Genomic DNA, 18,933 nt, shown 5'->3' on the forward strand with positions numbered 1-18,933 from the left:
CCACCCCCCGCTGTTTTTGCTTCAATTCGTGAGCCCTCGCAATACTATGGAGGTTCAACTCCTTAGCGGACGACGGGATACCCGATGAAGATGCTTCCCCCCCTGATCCTGGCCCTCCTCGTCGCGGGCTGCACGCATTCCGGCAAGCCCACGGCCCCCGCCCAGGTGGGGGTGGCCACCGTGACCCAGCAGGACGTGCCGCTGGTGCGCGAATGGATCGCCAGCCTGGACGGCTTCGTGAACGCCGAGATCCGGCCCCAGGTGGAGGGCTACGTCCTCCGCCAGGTCTACCGCGAGGGTGCCGCCGTGCACCGCGGCCAGACGCTCTTCGAGATCGACCCGAGGGCCTTCAAGGCCGCGTCGGACCAGGCGCGGGCGGCGCTGGCCCGGGACAAGGCGGCCCGGGACAAGGCCCGCCTTGACGTGGACCGCTTCACGCCCCTGGCCGCGCAGAAGGCCATCTCCCAGCAGGAGCTCGACAACGCGCTGTCGTCCCTGCGGCAGGCCCAGGCCGCGGTGGACGCCTCCCAGGCGGCCCTGGACAAGGCTTCGCTCAACGTCGAATGGACGCGCGTGAGCTCGCCCATCGACGGCGTCGCCGGCATCGCCAAGGTGCAGATGGGCGACCTCGTGAACGGGACGAGGGTGATGACCACCGTGTCCACCCTCAACCCGATCAAGGTGTTCTTCAGCGCCACGGAACAGGACTACCGCGACTGGGCCCGGGACTGGGCCAGGGGCGGCGGCAAGGGCAGCCTCGAGCTGGTGCTGTCCGACGGCACCGTCTACCCCAGGCGCGGCGACCCGCTGCTGGCCGACCGGGGCATCGACCCCCGCACCGGCACCATCCTGGTGGCCGGCACCTTCCCCAACCCCGACGGGCTCCTGCGGCCCGGACAGTACGGCAGGGTGCGGGCGGCGGTGGGCCTGGCCCGCAACGCGCTCCTGGTGCCCCAGCGGGCCATCTGGGACCTGCAGGGCACGTCGCAGGTCGCCGTGGTGGGCAGGGACAACAAGGTCGAAATCCGCGTGGTGCAGACCGGGGCCAAGGCGGGCCCGCTGGTCGTCATCGAGAAGGGCCTCAACCCCGGTGAACGGGTGGTGGTGGAGGGAACCCAGAAGGTCGCGAGCGGCCAGCTGGTGACGCCCCTGCCCGGAAAGTAGCCCGTGCCCGAATTCTTCATCAAGCGCCCCATCGTCGCCATGGTCATCGCGGTGATCACCCTCATCGCGGGGCTGGTCTGCATGCGCGGGCTGCCCGTGTCCCAGTTCCCCGAGATCGTCCCGCCCCAGATCCAGGTGTCCACCAACTACACCGGCGCCGACGCCGTCACCATCGAGCAGGCCGTGGCCGCGCCCCTGGAACAGCAGATGAACGGCGTGGACAACATGCTGTACATGCAGTCCACCAACGCGAACGACGGCACCATGAGCGAGCTTGTGACCTTCGACGTGGGCACGGACGTCAACCAGGACCAGGTCAACACCCAGAACCGCGTGGCCCAGGCCCAGCCCTTCCTCCCCGCGGAGGTGAACCAGAGCGGCATGACCATCCGCAAGTCCACGGGCACCGCCCTGCTGCTCATGGCCCTGTACTCCCCCAAGGGCACCTACAGCGCGCTCTTCCTCAGCAACTACGCCACCATCAACCTGGTGGACCCCCTGTACCGGGTGCCCGGCGTGGGGCAGATCAACATCTTCGGCGCGGGCGACTACGCCATGCGGGTGTGGGTCAAGCCCGACCTCATGGCCAAGCTGGGCATCACGGTCGCCGAGGTCAACCGGGCCCTGGCCCAGCAGAACACCGTCAACCCCTCCGGCCAGCTCGGAGGCGAGCCCATGCCCGCGGGCCAGGAGATGACCTACACCGTGCGCGCCCAGGGCCGCCTCCTGGCGCCCGAGGAGTTCACGCAGGTCGTCGTGCGGGCCAACCCCGACGGGTCGGTGGTGCGGGTGGGCGACGTGGCCCGGGTGGAACTGGGCGCCATGTCGTACAAGCAGGTCGGGCGCTTCAACGGCCAGCCCAGCTGCATCGTGGCCGTCTACCAGACCCCGGGCTCCAACGCCCTGGAGGTGGGCAACGCCGTCAAGAAGGAGATGCGCAACCTCCAGGCCCGCTTCCCCGCGGACCTGCAGTTCACCACGTCGGTGGACACCACCCTGCCGGTGAAGGAGGGCATCAAGGAGATCGTCTGGACCCTGGGCGAGGCCATGATCCTGGTCATGCTGGTGGTCTACCTCTTCCTGCAGAACTGGCGCGCCACCCTCATCCCCATGATCGCCGTGCCCGTGAGCCTCATCGGCACCTTCGCGGTGTTCCCGATGCTGGGATTTTCCATCAACACCCTGTCGCTGTTCGGCCTGGTGCTGGCCATCGGCCTGGTGGTGGACGACGCCATCGTGGTGGTGGAGGCGGTGGAGCACCATATCGAGCAGGGCATGAAGCCCCGCGAGGCCACGGTCCAGGCCATGAAGGAAGTGGCGGGCCCCGTGGTGGGCATCGCCCTGGTGCTCTCGAGCGTGTTCATCCCCGTGGCCTTCCTGGGCGGCATCCAGGGCCGGCTCAACAAGCAGTTCGCGGTGACCATCGCCATTTCCGTGCTCATCTCGGCCTTCAACGCGCTGTCCCTGTCGCCGGCCCTCTGCGCCCTGATCCTTCGGCCCCGGGAGCAGATGAAGGGGCGCTTCGCGAAGTTCTTCGAGGCCTTCAACGACCAGTTCCACTCGGCCACCAACGGCTACGTGAACTTCTCCCACCGCCTCATCCGCAAGGGGGCCATCCCCCTGGTGGTGCTGGCCGTGTTCGCGGCCATGGACTTCGGGCTGGGCAAGGGCCTGCCGTCGGGCTTCGTTCCCACCGAGGACAGCGGCTACTTCTTCGTGAACTACCAGCTGCCCGCCGGCGCCAGCCTCCAGCGCACCGACGCCGTGGGCCGCAAGGTGGAGAAGATCGTCCTGGAGACCGAAGGGGTGCGCTACATCAGCAACATCATCGGGTTCAGCCTCCTGGCCCGGGTGTCGGCGCCCTACAACGGCTTCGCCTTCGTCACCCTCCAGCCCTGGGACGACCGCAAGGGCCAGCACATGGAGGCCGGGGAGATCCTCAAGCGCCTCAACGGCAGGCTGGCCAAGGAGGTGCCCGAGGCCAACGTCTTCGGCTTCCTCCCCTCGGCCATCCCGGGCCTGGGCGTCTCCAACGGCTTCTCGCTCTGGCTGCAGGACCGCAGCGGCGGCGACCCCGACTACCTGGACCGCAACCTCAAGGCCTTCCTGGCCGCGGCCCGCAAGCGGCCCGAGCTCACCGGGGTCAATTCCCAGTATTCCACCGCCGCCCCGCAGATATTTGCCGAGGTGGACCGGGACAAGGCCCTCAAGCAGGGCGTGGCCGTGGCCGACGTGTACCAGACCCTCCAGGCCTACCTGGGCGGGCTCTACGTGAACCAGTTCAACCGCTTCGGCCGCCAGTGGCGGGTCTACCTCCAGGCCGAGGGCCAGGAGCGCCGGGGGGTCGAGGACATCGCGCGCTTCCACGTGCGGGCCGGGGACGGCACCATGGTGCCCCTGAGCGCCCTGGTCACCACCCGGAAGATCCAGGGCCCCGAGTACACGAACCGCTTCAACCTCATGCGCAGCGCCCAGGTGCTGGGCTCGGCGGCGCCGGGCTACAGCTCCGGCCAGGCCATGACGGCCCTGGAGCAGGTGGCGAAGGAGACCCTGCCCCGGGACATGAGCTACGACTGGGCCGACCTCTCCTACCAGGAGAAGAAGGCCGAGGGCACCACGGGCCTGGTGTTCGCCCTGTCCCTGGTGTTCGTGTTCCTGATCCTGGCGGCCCTCTACGAGAGCTGGTCCCTGCCCTTCTCGGTCCTGCTGTCGGTGCCCATCGCCATCTTCGGGGCCTTCTTCGGGCTCTGGGCCCGCAAGTACGACTTCGGCGTGTTCGCCCAGATCGGACTGGTGATGCTCATCGGCCTCTCAGCCAAGAACGCCATCCTCATCGTGGAGTTCGCCAAGGACGAGCTGGAGAAGGGCCGCGACCTCGTGGACGCCGCCCTGGAGGGCGCCCGGCTCCGCCTGCGGCCCATCCTGATGACGTCGTTCGCCTTCATCCTGGGCTGCGTCCCGCTGTGGACCGCCTCCGGCTCGGGCGCGGTGTCCCGGCGCATCCTGGGCACGGTGGTGATCGTCGGCATGCTGGCGGCCACCCTCATCGCGGTCTTCATCATCCCGGTGCTCTTCGTCGTGGTGGAACGCCTGGCCACCCGCAAGAAGGGCCTCAACCCCCGCGTCAACCATGACGAGGACGAGGAGGCCCCATGAGCCGCCGCCTGCTGCCCCTCGCCGCGCTGTTCCTGGCCGGCTGCGCCATGGGTCCCAACTACCGCCGCCCCGAGGCCCAGCCCCCCGCCGCCTTCCGGGGCCAGGCCCAGGCCGAGGCCGCGTCCCTGGCCGACCAGCCCTGGTGGGACGTCTTCGGCGACCCCACCCTCAAGGATCTGGTCGCCGAGGCCCTGAAGAGCAATTTCGACGCCCGCACCGCCACCTGGCGCGTGGAGGAGTACCGCGCGCGCCTGGGCATCGAGCGGGCCGGATGGCTCCCCGCCATCGTGCCCGGGGCCTCCTTCAACCGGGGCCGGCAGTCCACCTACTCGGTAAGCGGCCACGACATGGGCCAGGGCTACGACGTGCACGCGGGCGCCTCGTGGGAGCTGGATCTCTGGGGCCGGGTGCGCCGCCTGAACGAAGCCGGCCTGGCCGGGTACCTGGGGGCCCAGGACGCCCGCCGGGGCGTGTACCTCGCCACCCTCGCGACGACCGCCTCGGCCTATTTCGAGCTGCGCGAGCTGGACCACCGCCTGGAGATCGCCCGGTCCACCACCGCGGCCTTCGGGGAGACCTACGACCTCTTCAGCCGCCGCCTCGCGGGCGGCGCCGCGTCGGCCCTGGAGACCGCCCGGGCCCGGGCCGCCCAGGCCTCGGCCGCGGCCTCCATCCCCGGCCTGGAACGGCAGATCCAGGCGCAGGAGAACCTCCTGTGCCTCCTGCTGGGCCGCAACCCCGGGCCCATCCCCCGCGGCGCGGACCTGGCCCTGCAGCCCCTGCCCCCCGCCATCCCCGCGGGCCTGCCCTCGACGCTCCTGGAGCGCCGCCCCGATCTCCGGGAGGCCGAACAGCGCCTGGTGGCCGCCAACGCGGCCGTGGGCGTGGCCAAGGCCAGCCAGTTCCCGGTCTTCAGCCTCACGGGCCTCCTGGGGGGCGTGGCCCCGGAACTGGGCCAGCTCTCCGGCCCCGGCAAGGAGTGGGCGGTGGGCGCGTCCCTGACCGGCCCCGTCCTCCAGGGTTTCCGCCTCCAGCGCCAGAAGGACGCGGCGGTGGCCCAGTGGGAGCAGGCCCGGGTGCGCTGGCAGGCCGCCGTGGCCGGAGCCTTCGGCGAGGTGTCCACGGCCCTGGTGGCCTACGCCAAGCACGCCGAGGCCGAGAAGGAGCTGGCAGGCGCCGTGGAGGCCCTGAAGTCCGCCGTGGCCCTGGCCAACCTCCGCTACACCGCCGGCCTTTCCAACTACCTGGAGGTCCTGGACGCCCAGCAGCAGCTCTTCCCCGCGGAGAACGCCCTCTCCCAGGCGCGGCTCGCGCGGCTCCTGACGATGGTGCAGCTCTACAAGGCGCTGGGAGGCGGGTGGAACCTCGCGGATCCCGGGGCCGTCAAGCCGGGTCCCTGACGCCGCCCAGGGCCGCGGCGAGCATGGCCTTGTCGTTGATGTCGAGCTTCTGGTACACCCGCGCGAGCTGCACCCGCACGGTGTTGGGGGAGCTGCCCAGCTGCCCCGCGATCTCCCGGTAGCTCCGGCCGGTGGCGTAGAGCCGGGCCACCTCGGCTTCGCGGGCGCTCAGGCTGGCCACGGCGCCGCGCTCCCGGGCCTCGCATACGACCTGCTCGCCCCGGCCGGAGAAGTGGAGCTCCACCTGCCGGCCCAGGTAGGGCCCGCCCTCCCGCAGGGACTTCAGGGCCGCGGGGGGCAGGCGGGTGTCGGAGAGGTCGCGCCACTCCCGGCGCGCCAGGCCCATGAAGGCCCGGTCGGCGATCTCGAGGACGCCGCCGCGCGAGACCAGCGCCAGGCTGCGGCGCCCATCCGGCGGCGCGTGCAGATCCAGCACCCGGGCCCGGTTCAGGTCCAGGGCGCAGGCGAGGTGCCGCCAGGCCGCGGCCATGCGCAGCTCCTCGCACCCGTCGAAGGCCTTGCGGATGCCCCGGTAGAGGACCACCCAGCGCAGCCGGCGGTGGTCGGGCTGGTCATCGCCCACGAGGAGGAGGTGGCGGAGGTCGTACGCCTTCGAATACGCAGCCAGCGGCTGGTTCTCCTTGCCCCGGTACCGGTCCTGGGTGTCCACGTTCTGGATGACGCCCGGCCTGTTCACGAAATGCCGCGTCACGGGATCGAAGCGGGACAGCTCGGCGTACCTCGGGAGAAGGGCCTGGTCGCGGTTGTAGACGCAGACGCCGTCCATGCGGATCTCGCCCGAGGCGGGCTCGCCGAAGCCGAACACGGCGCCGTCGAACTCGATCCAGTCGCGGAGAAGGTCCAGCGCCCGCCGCGGGAACTCGTCGGCGGGCGCCGACGAGGCCAGGCGGTACAGGCGTGTCAAATCGGCGACGAAGGCATCCATGGCCTACCCGGAACAAAGCAGCCCGGCCCGCGGGGGCGAGGCCGGCAACGCACATTCATTTCCCCGTGAAATCCTGAATGAATCTAGCAGGGGGCCAAATTAGCAGCAAATAGTACATTTGCATTATTACGTCGCTTTCCACCGGGCTCCATACTTCGTCCAAGGCTCCAGATCCCCTCTCATTCCAGGCCATCCGTGGCAGGCCCGGGGCCTGCCGGCCACGCATCCAGGAGGACACCATGAATATAAGAATTTTCGGTTGTTTGGCCCTGACCCTGGCCCTGCTCCTGCCAGGGTGCAAGGGGTCGGACGGGCCCATGGGACCGACCGGCGCCAGCGGCACCAACGGCACCAACGGAACCAACGGGACCAACGGCACCAACATCGGGACCATCGGCGAGGGCGCGGTGGTCGTGGCCGGCGTCCTGCCCGCGGATCCCCAGGAGAGCATCTACGTGCGCAAGGTCGGGCACGGCCCCCAGACCATCGTGCTGGTGCCCGGCAACAACACCTCGGGCGCCATCTTCGAGGGCATGCTGGACCACTTCAGGTCGAACATGGACCTGAACGACGCCTACACGGTGTACACGTTCGACTACCGCGGCAGCGGCCACTCCAGCTACAACAGGAAGATCACCGGCCTCCGGGATTTCGCCCTGGACTTCGAGAAGGCCATGGGCCAGCTCACGGGCTTCCCCGCCTCCGGCGTGACGCTGGTGGGCTATTCCATGGGCTTCGGCGTCGCCCTGGAGATGGTGATCGCCAACCCGGCCCGCTACGCCAACGTCGTCAGCCTCACGGGCATCGGCACGCGCGGCGTGCGGGTCAGCTTCAACGCGGGCCAGGCCGGAACGGATTCCACCGGCAAGGTCTGGGCGGCCGGCGACTGGGTCACCGTCACCAACGACACCGCCGGCATGGTCGGGGCCGGCTTCCAGCAGCGCTCCTGGCAGGGCGACCAGCGCACCTTCGCCAACATCCAGGCCACCTGGAACCTGGTGGTCTTCGAGGACATCCTCAAGTACGACATCACCAAGGCCTTCACGCCCGGGGCCGTGACCGACACCACGTTCACCACCGACCTGAACTACACCAACGCCCTGCTAGACGGCCTCACCATCCAGTACATGCCCGAGTCGCTGTACTTCAGCCACAAGTTCAACGTCTCACCCCTGAACGTCGTCAACACCGCGGCCAACGCCGACGGCACCACCGTCACGATCCCCGGCGACGGGCGCCTGGGCACCCTCCTCACCGGGAAGAAGACGCTGCTGGTCAAGGCCGTCACGGATTTCGCGAACTGGCGGGGCGACCAGGTGATCTACGACAACTACACCGCGACCACGAAGTACGACCTCAAGCATGCCGGCGCCACCTGCAGCGCGGTCATGATCGACGCCAACCAGGGCTACGACCACGGGTTCCCCGTCGCCCACCCCCTGGAGGTGGTGCGCCTCCTCGACACCTTCATCAAGGGCAACCTCACCCCGGCCACCGCCTCCGCGGCGCTGGGCGGCGCGACCCTCACGCTCTATCCCACGACGGAGACCACCTGGGAGACGGCCACGTTCACGGGATTCTAGACATCATGGATTGGCCCCGCATCCGATGAGGGGCCAATACATGATGTCCAGTTCCGGCGCCCGTTCCCGTCGGGGAACGGATATTCCATGTGGCGGGCCGTGGCGCGAGCCACGGCCTCGCCGTGGAAGCGCTGCACGATGCGCAGCGCAAGGTCGATGCCCGCGGCGATCCCCGCCGAGGTCATCACCCGGCCCTCGTCGACCACATTCGAGGCCTCGTCCACCGCGACGTCCGCAAAGAGCTCCCGCATCAGCCCGAGGGAGCGCCAGTGGGTCGTGGCCCGCAGCCCCGCCAGCAGCCCCGCCTTGCCCAGCACCAGGGCCCCGGTGCACACCGAGGCCACCAGGGCGCACCGCTCCGCCTGGGCGCGGACGAAGGCCAGGAGCGGCTCGTTCAGCATCTCCCTGCGGGTCCCCATGCCGCCCGGAACCAGAAGGATGTCCAGGGGCGGGCAGTCCGCGAAGGTGGCCGCGGGGATCACCCGCATGCCCCCGGACGTGGTGACGGCCTCCGGCGTCCCGGCCACCAGCACCACCTCGAAGGGCGAGGGTTCCTCGCGCCGGCGGGCCTCGTCCAGGCGCGTCACGGACAGGACCTCGAAGGGACCGCAGAAGTCCAGGACCTCGACGTCGTTGAAGATCAGGATGCCGACAAGCCTGCGGTCCATGGCGAACCCCTTCCGGGATCCAGTATCTACCCTTTGCCTGGCGCGTAGTTCGGCCTGCTCGCCGGGGCCGGCTTGCGGCGCTTCGGGGGAGGGCCGTCGCGGTGGCGGATGTAGTCCGGGTCGTAGGTGAGGTTGCGGGACAGGAAGACGTGGGGCGTCTCCTGGCCGAAGCCCTGCTTCCGGAAGAAGCCCAGGGCGGCCTCGTTCTCGGCGTCGGTGTCCACCATGATCATGCGGGCGCCCAGCTTGATGAAGACTTCCGTGATGCGTTCGAGGAGCCGCGCCGCGATGCCCTTGCGGGCGATGTCCTCGTCCACGCCCAGCCACAGCAGGTAGCCGTAGCTCCAGGCGCTCCCGCGCTTCTCCAGGACCGTGCCCAGGGCGAAGCCCACCACGGCGCCCTCCAGTTCCGCCACCAGGCAGGTCTCGCCGTCGGAGGCGAAGTGCACGGCCAGCTCGTACTCGTCCCAGGTGCGGTAGAGCGCCGGCCACTTGTCGGCGGGGAACAGGCGCTCCCCCAGGGCGAAGACGGCGGGGAGGTCCGCCAGGGACATCTCCCGGATGACCGCGCTGGCGGGACTGGGACGGGATCGGGAACGGGACGGGCCGGGCATGGGACTTCCTCGCGGAGGCCTCCATTATGACCTGGGTGATTCCGATTTTATTTGTGGATAATATCTGGTTTTTACAATTATTGATTTCCGAAAAGGGCCACCGAGGTCCTGCCGTCGCTCATCCTGACGGCCCGGAACATGCCCGGGGTGTTGAAGGGCTGCGTGACGCGGCCCGCCGCGTCCATGGCGATGAGGCCGCCCCCGCCGCCCAGCTTGAGGGCTGCGTCCAGGGCCGCGGCGGCGGCCTTCTCCAGGGGCGCGCCCTGGTAGGCCATGCGCGCGGAGATGTCGTAGGCGACCACCGTGCGGATGAAGAACTCGCCCCAGCCGGTGCAGGACACGGCGCAGGTGCGGTTGTCGGCGTAGGTGCCCACCCCGATGAGGGGGGCGTCGCCCACGCGGCCGGGGAGCTTGTCCAGCATGCCTCCCGTGGAGGTGGCCGAGGCCAGGTTGCCGTGCCGGTCCAGCGCCACGGCGCCCACGGTGTCCTTGGTGGTGGGCCTGGCCTTCTCGCGCTCCTTCAGGCTGCGGAAGGACTCCCACTGGTGGGCGGTCCGGAAATAGGCGTTGGGCACCAGCTCCAGGCCCTGGGCCCTGCCGAAGGCCTCGGCGCCTTCGCCGATCATCATCACGTGGGGGGTCTTCTCCATGACGAGGCGGGCCAGGCCCACGGGGCTCTTCACGTGCCGGATGCCGGCCACGGAGCCGGCCCGGAGGGTCCGCCCGTCCATGATCGCCGCGTCCAGCTCGTGGGTCCCGTCCCGGGTGATGGTGGCCCCCACGCCGGCGTTGAAGAGGGGGTTCTCCTCCATGGACCGCACCGCGGCCTCCACCGCGTCCAGGGCCGGGCCGCCCTTGTCCAGGACGGCGTAGCCCGCCGCCAGGGCCTTTTCGAGCCCGGCGCGGTACGCCTTCTCCGCCTCGGGCCCGATGCGCGCCGTGGTGACGTTGCCCGCGCCGCCGTGGATGGCGAGTCCGAACGGGGCCTGGGCCAGCGCGCAGACCGCGGCCAGGAAAAGGAAGGTTGATCGCACCATGGGACCTCCGCCTACTTGAAATGCTGCTGGAGCTTCTTGAGCGTCCAGGCGTTGCCGGACTTGAAGAACTCCCGCATGCGCTGGGACTCCTCGTCGGCGGCGTAGCCCATCATGGCCAGCCGCAGCCCGGTGCGCCCGCCCAGGTCGGTGAGGGTCGCCACGGTCCACACCCCCTGCCAGGCGTTCGGGAACGGGAAGCCCTGCGGGGGCCGGTCGATGCGGAACGAGACCATGCGCCCCGGCTCGAAGGAGAGGATGCGGTTCTGGATCGTGGACGGGTCGCCCAGGGTGGCGGTGGCGCTGTAGCAGGAGCGGATGAGGCCGCCCACGCGGAAGTCCATGTCGCACTGGGCCGGGCCCAGGAGCTTGTAGCCTTCGGGGGTGGAGAAGACCTTCCACACCTCGGACACCGGTGCTTCGATGATCCCCTCGACGACCAGGGGGGAGACGTCGGCGGCGGCAAGGTGGAGGATGAGGGTGAAGGCGGGGAGGAGGGCGCGCAGCATGGTGCCAGTCTACAGGAATGGATCCGCCACCGTCCGCCCCGCCGCCGCGTGGTTCAGCGCCCGCAGCCCGATGTCGCGCCGCCTCTGCATGCCGGGCCAGTGCACGTCGGCCACGGCCCCCTCCACCTTGGCCCGTGCGGCCTCCAGGTCGGCGGCGGTCGTCACCAGGTTCAGCACGCGCCCGCCGCTGGTCACCCAGCCCTCCTGGGTCTTCCGGGTGCCGGCGTGGACCACCTTGACGCCCCCGGGGGCGCCCAGGGCGATGGGGACGTCCTTCTCGGCGCCCTCGGGGTAGCCGCCGGCGGCCAGGACCACGGCGATGGCGCAGCCGGGGCGGAGCTTCACGGAATCGCGGCGCAGGCGGCCCTCGGCCACCTCCAGCAGGAGGGACGCGAGGTCCTCGTCGAGGAGTTCCATGAGCACCTGGGTCTCGGGGTCGCCGAAGCGGACGTTGTATTCCAGGAGCTCGGGTCCCCGGGCTGTCCACATGACGCCCAGGAAGAGCACGCCCCGGGCCCGCAGGCCGTCCTTGCGCAGGCCGGCCACGGTGGGTTCCACCAGGTCCCGGCGCAGCCGCTCCAGGTCGGCTTGGGAGAGGAAGGGGATGGGTCCGAAGGCGCCCATGCCGCCGGTGTTGGGGCCCTGGTCCCCGTCGAAGATGCGCTTGTGGTCCTGGCAGGGGGGGAGGACGGCGTAGGCGGCGTGATCGGCGTCCACGTCCACCAGCACGTGGAGGGAGAGTTCCATGCCCACCAGCGGCGCTTCCAGCACGACCTTGCGCGAGGCCTCGCCGAACTGGCCGGCCATGAAGGCGCGCACGGTGGCCAGGGCCTCCTCGCGGCTCCCGGCCAGCACCACGCCCTTGCCCGCGGCGAGGCCGTCGGCCTTCAGGACGATGGGCAGGCCCAGGCTCCACGCGCGGATGGCCGCCTCGGCGGGTTCCAGGGCCGTGAACGTCATGCTCGCCGCGCAGGGGATGCCGTGGCGGACCATGAAGTCCTTGGCGAAGGCCTTGCTCCCCTCCAGGCGCGCGGTGGCCGCGTCATGGCCGAAGACGGGCACGCCCTCCCCGCGCACCGCATCGGCCAGCCCCGCCACCAGCGGGACTTCCGGTCCCACCACCACCAGCCCGGGGCGGTTGAGGGCGCACCAGGCGGCGATGCCGGAGACGTCCTCCACCGCGAAGGGGAGGCAGGTGCCGAGCCCGGCCAGGGCATCGCTGCCCGGCGCGGCGTAGAGCTCCACGGGATCAGGACCGGACTTCAGCTTCATGGCCATGGCATGTTCCCGGCCGCCGGAGCCGATGAGCAGGATCTTCATACTTCACCCCTTTCAAGAATCCTACTTCGACTGGGCTATCCTAGGTGCATGATCGGACGACTGCGCGGCCTGCTTATCCATAAGAGCCTCAACTCCGCCATGGTGGAATGCGGGGGCGTCGGCTACCTCTGCTCCATTTCCCTGGGCACCTTCGGCCTGCTGCCGGAGGAGGGCCAGGAGGCCATCCTCCACGTGGAGACCCTGCTCCGGGAGAACGACCTGAGCCTCCTCGGCTTCGCCACCAGGGAGGAGAAGCAGCTGTACCGCCTGCTGGTCAAGGTGGACGGCGTGGGCCCCAAGCTCGCCCTGGCGGCCCTGGGGGCCCTGCCCCTGGCGGACCTGGTGCAGGCCATCCGGGCCCGGGACGTCAAGGCCCTCACCCGCATCCCGGGCGTCGGCAAGAAGACCGCCGAGAAGCTCTGCTTCGAGCTGTCGGAGAAGCTGGGCGGCATGGGAGGGCTGGACGGGCTGGCCGGGGGCGGAGCCCCCCGGGACGCCTGGGAGGCCGACCTGGCTTCGGCCCTCACGAACCTCGGGTTCCGGGAGGACGCCGTCCTCCCCATCGTCAAGGGCCTCGCCGCGGACCGCCCCCCCCTGCCCGAAGCCCTGCGCCTCGCCCTCAAGGGACTCCAGCGATGAGCGTCCGGATCCTCTCCACCTCGGCGCTGGCGGGTCCGTCCCTCCAGGGCCTGGGCGCGAGGTTTCCGGAGCTGTCCATCGCCCCCTTCCGCTCCATCGCCTGGAAGATGAGCCTGGCCAACGCCGAGGCCCTGGTGGTGCTGCTCACCGAGGCCCTGTCGGAGGCCGACCTGGACTACGCCCCCAAGCTGAAGGTCATCGGTACCTGCTCGGCGGGCGTGAGCCACCTTCCCGTGGAGGCCTGCGCCCGCCGGGGCATCGCCATCGTGAATACCGCGGGCGTCCTCGCGGACCCCACCGCCGACCTGGCCCTGGCTCTGCTCCTGGCCCTGACCCGGCGGCTCAAGGACGGCGAGGCCCTGGTCCGTTCCGGCACCTGGAAGGGCTGGGCCATGGACCAGGTCCTGGGAACGGGGGTGGCCGGGAAGGTCTGCGCCATCCTGGGCACCGGGCCCGTGGGCAAGGCCTTCGCCCGCAGGGTCTTCGCCCTGGGCATGAAGCCCGTGTTCTGGGACCGCGAGAGCAAGGGGACCCCTGTGGACTTCGGCGCGGGCATCGCCCGGCGCCTTCCGCTCTCGGACCTCCTGCCCCGGGCCTCGGTCCTGAGCATCCACTGCCCCCTCACGGCCGACACCCGGGGGCTGCTCACCCGCCCCATCCTGCAGCTCCTGCCCAAGGGGGCCTTCATCATCAACACGGCCCGGGGCGGCATCCTGGACGAGGACGCCGCCATCCAGATGCTCCACCAGGGGTTCCTGGGCGGGGTCGGCATGGATGTGTACGAGGATGAACCGAATATTAATCCCGCATGGCTGAAGGCTCCCCGCGCGGTCCTCCTACCACATCTGGGAAGTGCCACCCTGGACACACGGGAGGCCATGTCCCGGGTTCTTTGCGATGGCATCGCCGAGACCCTGGAGGGTAAGCTTGGGTGATTCTGCTGGAGGTTCTCTATGCCCCGTCAATGGCTCCGGCTGCTGGACCCTGAAATCCACGAACTGCGACAGGCCGACGGCAAGTCCCTTGCCGGAAGCCTGACCTATGGCCGCGCCCTCAACGGGCGCAGCCTCCACGAGGAGGCCCAGGCGGTCCTCGACAAGGCGCTGGCCCTCGACCGGGGCGACGGTGACCTGTGGTTCGAGCGCATCATGGCCCAGGGCGACCACGGCACGCTCGAGGACCTGGAGGAGCTCCACTCCCAGTTGGCCAGCATCCGCGCCGAGCATCCCCAGGACGCGGCCGTGCTGCGCAACATGGGCTTCGTGCGGATCCTGCAGCAGCGCTCCGACGAGGCCGAGAAGCTCCTGCGCCAGGCCCTCTCGGCCAACGGCGCCGACCCCAAGGCCCTGGAGCTCATGGGCCTGCTGTGCATCCAGCGGGAGAACCCCCAGGAGGCCAAGACCTGGCTCCTGAAGGCCCTCAGCCTCCAGCCCCGGGACCCCCGTTCCCTTCGCCTCCTGGGCATCACCTGCATGGACCTGGGGGATTCCAAGTCCGCCGAGGTCCAGTTCATGGCCGCCCTGGAGCACGATCCCGACTACTTCTGGGGCTGGCACAGCCTGGGCGAGCTGCTCCTCAAGCGGGGCGAGCTGGAGGAGGGCCTGCGGTGCATCCACCGGGCCCGCTGCATCCAGCCCAGGGAACCCGCCAGCTACTTCATCCTGGCCGAGCTCTTCTCCGAGCAGGGCCACATGGAGCTGGCCCAGGGCGAACTGCACCAGCTCACGTCCATGACCGCCCCCACCGAGGTGCTCTCCGAGGCCTACGCCATGCTGGGCGAGATCCGGCGGGACCTGGGGGACACGGAGGGGGCCACCTGCTACTTCTCCCTGGCCACCGAGACGGACCCCGAGGCCGCCGACCCCTGGGCGGCCCTGGGCGACATGGCCCGGTCGGAATGCCACTGGGAGGAGGCCCTGCGCTGCTACCAGGAGGCCCTGGCCCGGCGCCCCGGCGCCGCCGACCTGCTGGTCCAGACCGGCTACGCGCACCTGCACCTGGGCCTGCCCCAGGAGGCCGAGGGGCTCTTCCTGTCCGCCCTGGAGGCGGACCCCGGCGAATACAGCGCCTACCTGGGCCTGTCGGAATGCTACCGGAACCTCCAGCGCCCCGAGGACCAGCTCTCCATGGTGCGCCTGGCCATGGAACTGGCCCCCGAGGACCCCGACGTGTGGAACGCCCGCGGCGTCGCCCTGGAAGTGGCAGGCAGGGCCAAGGACGCCACGGAGGCCTACGAGCACGCCCTGGGCCTCGACCCCATGCACCGCAAGGCCGCCAACAACCTGGGCTTCCTGCTGGAGAAGCGCATGCAGGCCGGCGAGACCGACCTGCACAGCCGCGCCATGGAGGCCTGGAAGCGCCGGCTCCTCATCTGCAGGGACGAGGGCCAGAGCTTGAAGATGGCAACGGAACACCTGGTCAAGCTGGGGGTCGCGGAAGACACCATCCGGCGATGGCTTGAGCGTGACCCGGCCCTCGGTTCCTGATAAGCTTGGGGGTTCGGAGTACCCATGAACGGATTGCTGTTGACCTTGCACGTGATCGTGAGCCTTCTGCTCATCGGAGTCATCCTGCTCCAGCCCGGATCCAAGGGCGGCGGGCTGGGTGCCACCTTCGGCGGCGGCGGCGCGAATTCCGCCTTCGGAGCCCGGGGCGCGGCGCCCTTCCTCGCCAAGTTCACGTACTACCTCGCGGCGGGATTCATGGTCACCTCCCTGGTGATCGAAGTCCTCATCGTCAAGGCGAACCGGTCCGTCCTGGACCGCGCCGCGGCCGTGAAGACCGCGCCCGTCAAGCCCGCGCCCGCGATTCCCGTGCCCGCGCTTCCGGCGGCGCCCGCCAAAAAGTGAGGATTGACGGGTGCCGCAACCCGTGGCATCCTTAGTGTTCTGCCCGCGTGGTGAAATTGGTAGACACGCCATCTTGAGGGGGTGGTGGCCACAAGCCGTAGCGGTTCGAGTCCGCTCGCGGGCACCAGTAAATTAAGCGCTCCCCCCGGAGCGCTTTTTTTTTATGCTGGGGGATGCCCTTCGCCGACGCCGCCACGCTCCTGGCTCCCCTCGCACCCTGGTTCGACGCGGTGCGCCGGCCCATGCCCTGGCGGGCCGGGGACCTGGACGCACCCCATCCCGACCCCTACGCCGTGCTGGTCTCGGAGATCATGCTGCAGCAGACCCAGGTGGCCACGGTGATCCCGTACTTCCTGCGGTGGATGGGGAGGTTCCCGGACGCCGCATCCCTGGCGGCGGGGACCGAGGACGAGATCCACGGGCTGTGGGCGGGCCTGGGGTACTACCGCCGGGCCCGAAGCCTCCAGGGCGCGGCCCGGGCCATCGCCGAAGGCGGATTCCCCCGCACCCTGGAAGGCCTCCTGGATCTTCCGGGCCTGGGCCCCTACACCGCGGCCGCCGTGGCGGCCCAGGCCTTCCAGCTGCCCACCCCCGCCCTGGACGGCAACGCCTTCCGGGTGGCGGCGCGGGTGCTGGCCCTGGAGGACGACCCCCGCCGCCACGCAGGAGCCCTGCGGGACTGGCTGGCCCCGGCCCTGGCCGCCCACGGCCCCTCGCGGCTCACCCAGGCCGTGATGGAGCTGGGGGCGACCGTGTGCACCCCGGCCCCGCGCTGCGCGTCCTGCCCCCTCCAGGGGGCCTGCGCGGCCCGCGTCCTGGGCATCCAGGACCGCATCCCCCCCGCGCAGCCCCGCACGAAGGTCACGGAGGTCGAGATCCATCTCGCCGCCATCGCGTCGGGCCCGGGCTGGCTCCTTCGTCCCCCGGGCGCCAAGGGGCTCCTGGCGGGGCTCTGGAGCTGGCCGTCGGCCGGGGCCGTCCCGGCGTTCCAGGGCGCGGCGGAACCGGCCGCAGCCTACGGGATCGAGGGGAGGGAACCGGCCGGGTGGATCCAGGTGTACTCGCACCGGCGCGAGACCGTGCGCCCCATCGTGGCGCGCGTGGCCTCCGAAGCCGCGCCGCCGGGCCTGGAGTGGGTCCGGGCGGATCGCCTGTCCGATCTGCCGATGGGCCGGCGTGACCAGAGGCTGCGCGATGCCGTCGACGCGCCGGGAGCCCCCCTCACCGCAGCCGGTCTGAACGCCCTGCGGGAGATCCTCGCAGGAAGCTGATCCTTTCTCGGCGAGCCTCGGCTCCTCGGCTGCCTTGGCGAAAAAAGGTTGCCTTCAGAGCGTCATCGCCAGCAGCGCCTGCGCCAGCACGATCTTCAGGATCGTCGCCAGCGGGTACACCGCCGCGAAGCCGACGTTGGGCAGGTCGTTCTTCGACTGCTGGGTGGCGTAGCCCAGCACCACGGGCTGCGTGTGGGTTCCGGCCACGATGCCGAAGAGGAGGCTCAGGGGGATGCGGAACACCTTGTGGCCGAGCCAGTAGGCCAGGGTGTCGGCGAGGGTGGCCACCACCAGGGCCGCGAGCAGGAAGATGGGCAGCCAGCTGATGTTCCTGGAGAGGATCTGCCGGAAGCCCTCCCCGGAGATCACGCCGATGCCGGCGGCGAACAGCACCAGGCCGAACTGGCGGATGGTGTGGTTGGCGCTGTAGGGAATGTTCCACACGAACTGGCCCAGCTTGTGGAAGCGGCCCAGGACGAGGCCCACCACCAGGGGGCCGCCGGCGAAGCCCAGCTTGAAGATGATGCCGTGGCCCAGGGGGAAGGGAATCTGGCCCACGGCCAGGCCCAGGGCGAGGCCCATGGCGAAGGTGAGGAAGCTGGCTTCGGAGAGTTCGCGGTAGCTGTCGCCGAAGAGCTCCTCCACGGCGGCGATGTTGTCCCGGGCCGTGGCCACGCGGATGCGGTCGCCCAGTTCCAGCACCGTGTCGGCGTCGGGCACGAACCACACGTCGCCGCGGCGGAGGCGGCTGACCATGCAGTTGTGCTTCTCGGGCAGCTGCAGGTCCCTCAGGGGGCGGCCGATGAGGTCGTGATTGCTCACGAAGACGCGGGTGGAGTCGTACTCGCTGATGTCGTGCTGGAGCGCGATGTCCGACTTGCGGCCCAGGAAGGCCTGCGCCCGCTCCACATCCTCGGGCGTGCCCACCACGACGAGCAGATCGCCCGCCTCCAGGGCCACGTCCAGGGGGGCCATGATGAAGTCCCCGCCCCGCTTGAGGCGGTTGAACACCACCTTGCAGTTGGCCTGCTCGCGCAGGTCCACGTGGGTCCGGCCCGCGGCCCGGGCCTCCACCTCGATGGTGCGGGCCTTCAGGTGGCTGGAGCCGGAGCTGGAGCCGTGGAGGGCCGCGGCCTCCCGCTCCAGGTCCACCTTGAAGATCCGCCTGCTCAGCGGAATGCTGAGCATAGGCACCAGGACGCCGATGGGGTAGGCGATGGCGCTGGCCACGGTGGGCTGCGCGATGACCAGGGCGTCGGAGGTGGTGCGCTTGAGGGCCTCGATGACGCCCGCGAGGGCGGGCATGTTGGTGAAGGAGCCCGCCAGGAGGCCCGCGGCGTAGCGGCTGTCGAAGCGGAGGACCTTCGCCAGGACCACCACCACCGCGGTGCTGAAGACCATGACCACGGCCACCACGGCGTTCCTCTTGAGGCCCTCCTTGCTGAAGGAAGCCCAGAAGCTGTGGGCGATGGCCAGGCCCATGGCGTAGACGAAGATGGCCAGGCCCAGCTCGTAGATCAGCTTCATCTCCCGGGAAAGGTCCTTCTTCACGAGGGGGTCGAGGCCGGGGGTGACCACCACGGCGCCCAGGGCGATGCCCGCGAAGAGGATGCTGGCGATGCCGAAGGAGGCCCCGGCCACCCGCAGCTTGGAGATGGGATAGCCCAGGGCCACCACCGCGAAGAGCATCAGCAGGGGGTTGTGGGCGAGCAGATGGGTCAGGAAGGCCATGGCTACTCCTGCGGGGTCCGGGTGGACGCCGTGGAAGGGAGGACGGCTG

16 protein-coding genes and 1 tRNA gene are annotated in these 18,933 nt (G+C 70.2%); 10 read left to right on the forward strand and 7 right to left on the reverse strand.

The annotated features are described in order from the left end of the window. Positions 1-84 precede the first annotated feature (84 nt). Genes ACZ5MC_RS13860 through ACZ5MC_RS13870 form a run of 3 tightly spaced genes read left to right on the forward strand, consistent with a single transcriptional unit; the run spans position 85 to position 5,720 of the window. Entirely contained in the window at positions 85-1,164 is a 1,080-nt protein-coding gene (locus tag ACZ5MC_RS13860; RefSeq protein ID WP_464516071.1) for an efflux RND transporter periplasmic adaptor subunit, read from the forward strand. Between the two features lie 3 nt (positions 1,165-1,167). Next, positions 1,168-4,320: an efflux RND transporter permease subunit gene (locus tag ACZ5MC_RS13865; RefSeq protein ID WP_464516072.1), complete on the forward strand. Its 3,153-nt coding sequence runs from the start codon at positions 1,168-1,170 to the stop codon at positions 4,318-4,320. Beyond that, positions 4,317-5,720: an efflux transporter outer membrane subunit gene (locus ACZ5MC_RS13870; protein ID WP_306601086.1), complete on the forward strand. Its 1,404-nt coding sequence runs from the start codon at positions 4,317-4,319 to the stop codon at positions 5,718-5,720. Before ACZ5MC_RS13865 ends, ACZ5MC_RS13870 begins: the two co-directional genes overlap by 4 nt. Here the strand turns inward: ACZ5MC_RS13870 and ACZ5MC_RS13875 are convergent. Continuing rightward, positions 5,704-6,666, reverse strand: a complete 963-nt coding sequence (locus ACZ5MC_RS13875; RefSeq protein WP_464516073.1) for a helix-turn-helix transcriptional regulator — start codon at positions 6,664-6,666, stop codon at positions 5,704-5,706. The two genes, ACZ5MC_RS13870 and ACZ5MC_RS13875, sit on opposite strands and share 17 nt — an antisense overlap. A gap of 239 nt (positions 6,667-6,905) precedes the next feature. Here ACZ5MC_RS13875 and ACZ5MC_RS13880 point away from each other — a divergent pair, with 239 nt between their 5' ends. Beyond that, on the forward strand, positions 6,906-8,249 hold the full coding sequence (locus ACZ5MC_RS13880) for an alpha/beta fold hydrolase (RefSeq protein WP_464516074.1): 1,344 nt from the start codon (positions 6,906-6,908) through the stop codon (positions 8,247-8,249). Here ACZ5MC_RS13880 and ACZ5MC_RS13885 read toward each other — a convergent pair. The 5 genes from ACZ5MC_RS13885 to purD all read right to left on the reverse strand — a co-directional run bounded on the left by ACZ5MC_RS13885 (position 8,246) and on the right by purD (position 12,394). Further along, positions 8,246-8,917, reverse strand: coding sequence for a DJ-1/PfpI family protein (locus ACZ5MC_RS13885; protein ID WP_306601090.1), 672 nt, complete (start codon positions 8,915-8,917; stop codon positions 8,246-8,248). The two genes, ACZ5MC_RS13880 and ACZ5MC_RS13885, sit on opposite strands and share 4 nt — an antisense overlap. Before the next feature lie 26 nt (positions 8,918-8,943). Then, the gene (locus ACZ5MC_RS13890) at positions 8,944-9,531 is read right to left on the reverse strand and encodes a GNAT family N-acetyltransferase (RefSeq protein WP_306601091.1); all 588 of its coding nucleotides are present in this window, start codon (positions 9,529-9,531) and stop codon (positions 8,944-8,946) included. 77 nt (positions 9,532-9,608) lie between these two features. Further along, the gene (locus ACZ5MC_RS13895; RefSeq protein WP_464516075.1) at positions 9,609-10,568 is read right to left on the reverse strand and encodes an isoaspartyl peptidase/L-asparaginase family protein; all 960 of its coding nucleotides are present in this window, start codon (positions 10,566-10,568) and stop codon (positions 9,609-9,611) included. Positions 10,569-10,579: 11 nt separating this feature from the next. Next, complete coding sequence (locus tag ACZ5MC_RS13900; RefSeq protein WP_306601093.1) at positions 10,580-11,074, reverse strand: SRPBCC family protein; 495 nt, start codon at positions 11,072-11,074, stop codon at positions 10,580-10,582. Between the two features lie 9 nt (positions 11,075-11,083). After that, entirely contained in the window at positions 11,084-12,394 is a 1,311-nt protein-coding gene (gene purD / locus ACZ5MC_RS13905; protein ID WP_464516076.1) for a phosphoribosylamine--glycine ligase, read from the reverse strand. A gap of 48 nt (positions 12,395-12,442) precedes the next feature. Here purD and ruvA point away from each other — a divergent pair, with 48 nt between their 5' ends. From ruvA to ACZ5MC_RS13935, 6 genes are all read left to right on the forward strand, one after another. Then, positions 12,443-13,033: a Holliday junction branch migration protein RuvA gene (ruvA, locus tag ACZ5MC_RS13910; RefSeq protein WP_464516077.1), complete on the forward strand. Its 591-nt coding sequence runs from the start codon at positions 12,443-12,445 to the stop codon at positions 13,031-13,033. Beyond that, on the forward strand, positions 13,030-13,968 hold the full coding sequence (locus ACZ5MC_RS13915) for an NAD(P)-dependent oxidoreductase (protein ID WP_306601097.1): 939 nt from the start codon (positions 13,030-13,032) through the stop codon (positions 13,966-13,968). The genes ruvA and ACZ5MC_RS13915 overlap by 4 nt, the downstream gene beginning before the upstream one ends. A gap of 18 nt (positions 13,969-13,986) precedes the next feature. After that, a complete protein-coding gene (locus ACZ5MC_RS13920; protein ID WP_306601098.1) occupies positions 13,987-15,519 on the forward strand; it encodes a tetratricopeptide repeat protein in 1,533 nt (510 codons plus the stop codon). Positions 15,520-15,543: 24 nt separating this feature from the next. Further along, positions 15,544-15,882 carry a preprotein translocase subunit SecG gene (gene secG, locus ACZ5MC_RS13925; RefSeq protein WP_306601099.1) on the forward strand — a complete coding sequence of 113 codons (339 nt, stop codon included), beginning with the start codon at positions 15,544-15,546 and terminating at the stop codon, positions 15,880-15,882. Positions 15,883-15,923: 41 nt separating this feature from the next. Continuing rightward, a tRNA-Leu gene (locus ACZ5MC_RS13930) sits at positions 15,924-16,009 on the forward strand. Between the two features lie 46 nt (positions 16,010-16,055). Next, positions 16,056-17,153, forward strand: a complete 1,098-nt coding sequence (locus ACZ5MC_RS13935) for an A/G-specific adenine glycosylase (RefSeq protein WP_464516078.1) — start codon at positions 16,056-16,058, stop codon at positions 17,151-17,153. Positions 17,154-17,207: 54 nt separating this feature from the next. Here the strand turns inward: ACZ5MC_RS13935 and ACZ5MC_RS13940 are convergent, their stop codons facing one another. Further along, positions 17,208-18,884 carry an aspartate:alanine exchanger family transporter gene (locus ACZ5MC_RS13940; protein WP_306601104.1) on the reverse strand — a complete coding sequence of 559 codons (1,677 nt, stop codon included), beginning with the start codon at positions 18,882-18,884 and terminating at the stop codon, positions 17,208-17,210. Between the last annotated feature and the right edge of the window lie 49 nt (positions 18,885-18,933).

The sequence above is a fragment of the Mesoterricola sp. JemC181 genome, from assembly GCF_055384585.1.

Excerpts from the sequence above, each read along its gene's own strand:
- ACZ5MC_RS13915 (WP_306601097.1), top strand. The coding sequence starts at position 13,030 with ATGAGCGTCCGGATCCTCTCCACCTCGGCGCTGGCGGGTCCGTCCCTC.
- ACZ5MC_RS13860 (WP_464516071.1), top strand. The coding sequence starts at position 85 with ATGAAGATGCTTCCCCCCCTGATCCTGGCCCTCCTCGTCGCGGGCTGC.
- ACZ5MC_RS13935 (WP_464516078.1), top strand. The coding sequence starts at position 16,056 with ATGCCCTTCGCCGACGCCGCCACGCTCCTGGCTCCCCTCGCACCCTGG.
- ACZ5MC_RS13890 (WP_306601091.1), bottom strand. The coding sequence starts at position 9,531 with ATGCCCGGCCCGTCCCGTTCCCGATCCCGTCCCAGTCCCGCCAGCGCG.
- ACZ5MC_RS13900 (WP_306601093.1), bottom strand. The coding sequence starts at position 11,074 with ATGCTGCGCGCCCTCCTCCCCGCCTTCACCCTCATCCTCCACCTTGCC.
- ruvA (WP_464516077.1), top strand. The coding sequence starts at position 12,443 with ATGATCGGACGACTGCGCGGCCTGCTTATCCATAAGAGCCTCAACTCC.
- ACZ5MC_RS13920 (WP_306601098.1), top strand. The coding sequence starts at position 13,987 with ATGCCCCGTCAATGGCTCCGGCTGCTGGACCCTGAAATCCACGAACTG.
- ACZ5MC_RS13940 (WP_306601104.1), bottom strand. The coding sequence starts at position 18,884 with ATGGCCTTCCTGACCCATCTGCTCGCCCACAACCCCCTGCTGATGCTC.
- ACZ5MC_RS13875 (WP_464516073.1), bottom strand. The coding sequence starts at position 6,666 with ATGGATGCCTTCGTCGCCGATTTGACACGCCTGTACCGCCTGGCCTCG.
- secG (WP_306601099.1), top strand. The coding sequence starts at position 15,544 with ATGAACGGATTGCTGTTGACCTTGCACGTGATCGTGAGCCTTCTGCTC.
- purD (WP_464516076.1), bottom strand. The coding sequence starts at position 12,394 with ATGAAGATCCTGCTCATCGGCTCCGGCGGCCGGGAACATGCCATGGCC.
- ACZ5MC_RS13895 (WP_464516075.1), bottom strand. The coding sequence starts at position 10,568 with ATGGTGCGATCAACCTTCCTTTTCCTGGCCGCGGTCTGCGCGCTGGCC.
- ACZ5MC_RS13885 (WP_306601090.1), bottom strand. The coding sequence starts at position 8,917 with ATGGACCGCAGGCTTGTCGGCATCCTGATCTTCAACGACGTCGAGGTC.
- ACZ5MC_RS13880 (WP_464516074.1), top strand. The coding sequence starts at position 6,906 with ATGAATATAAGAATTTTCGGTTGTTTGGCCCTGACCCTGGCCCTGCTC.
- ACZ5MC_RS13870 (WP_306601086.1), top strand. The coding sequence starts at position 4,317 with ATGAGCCGCCGCCTGCTGCCCCTCGCCGCGCTGTTCCTGGCCGGCTGC.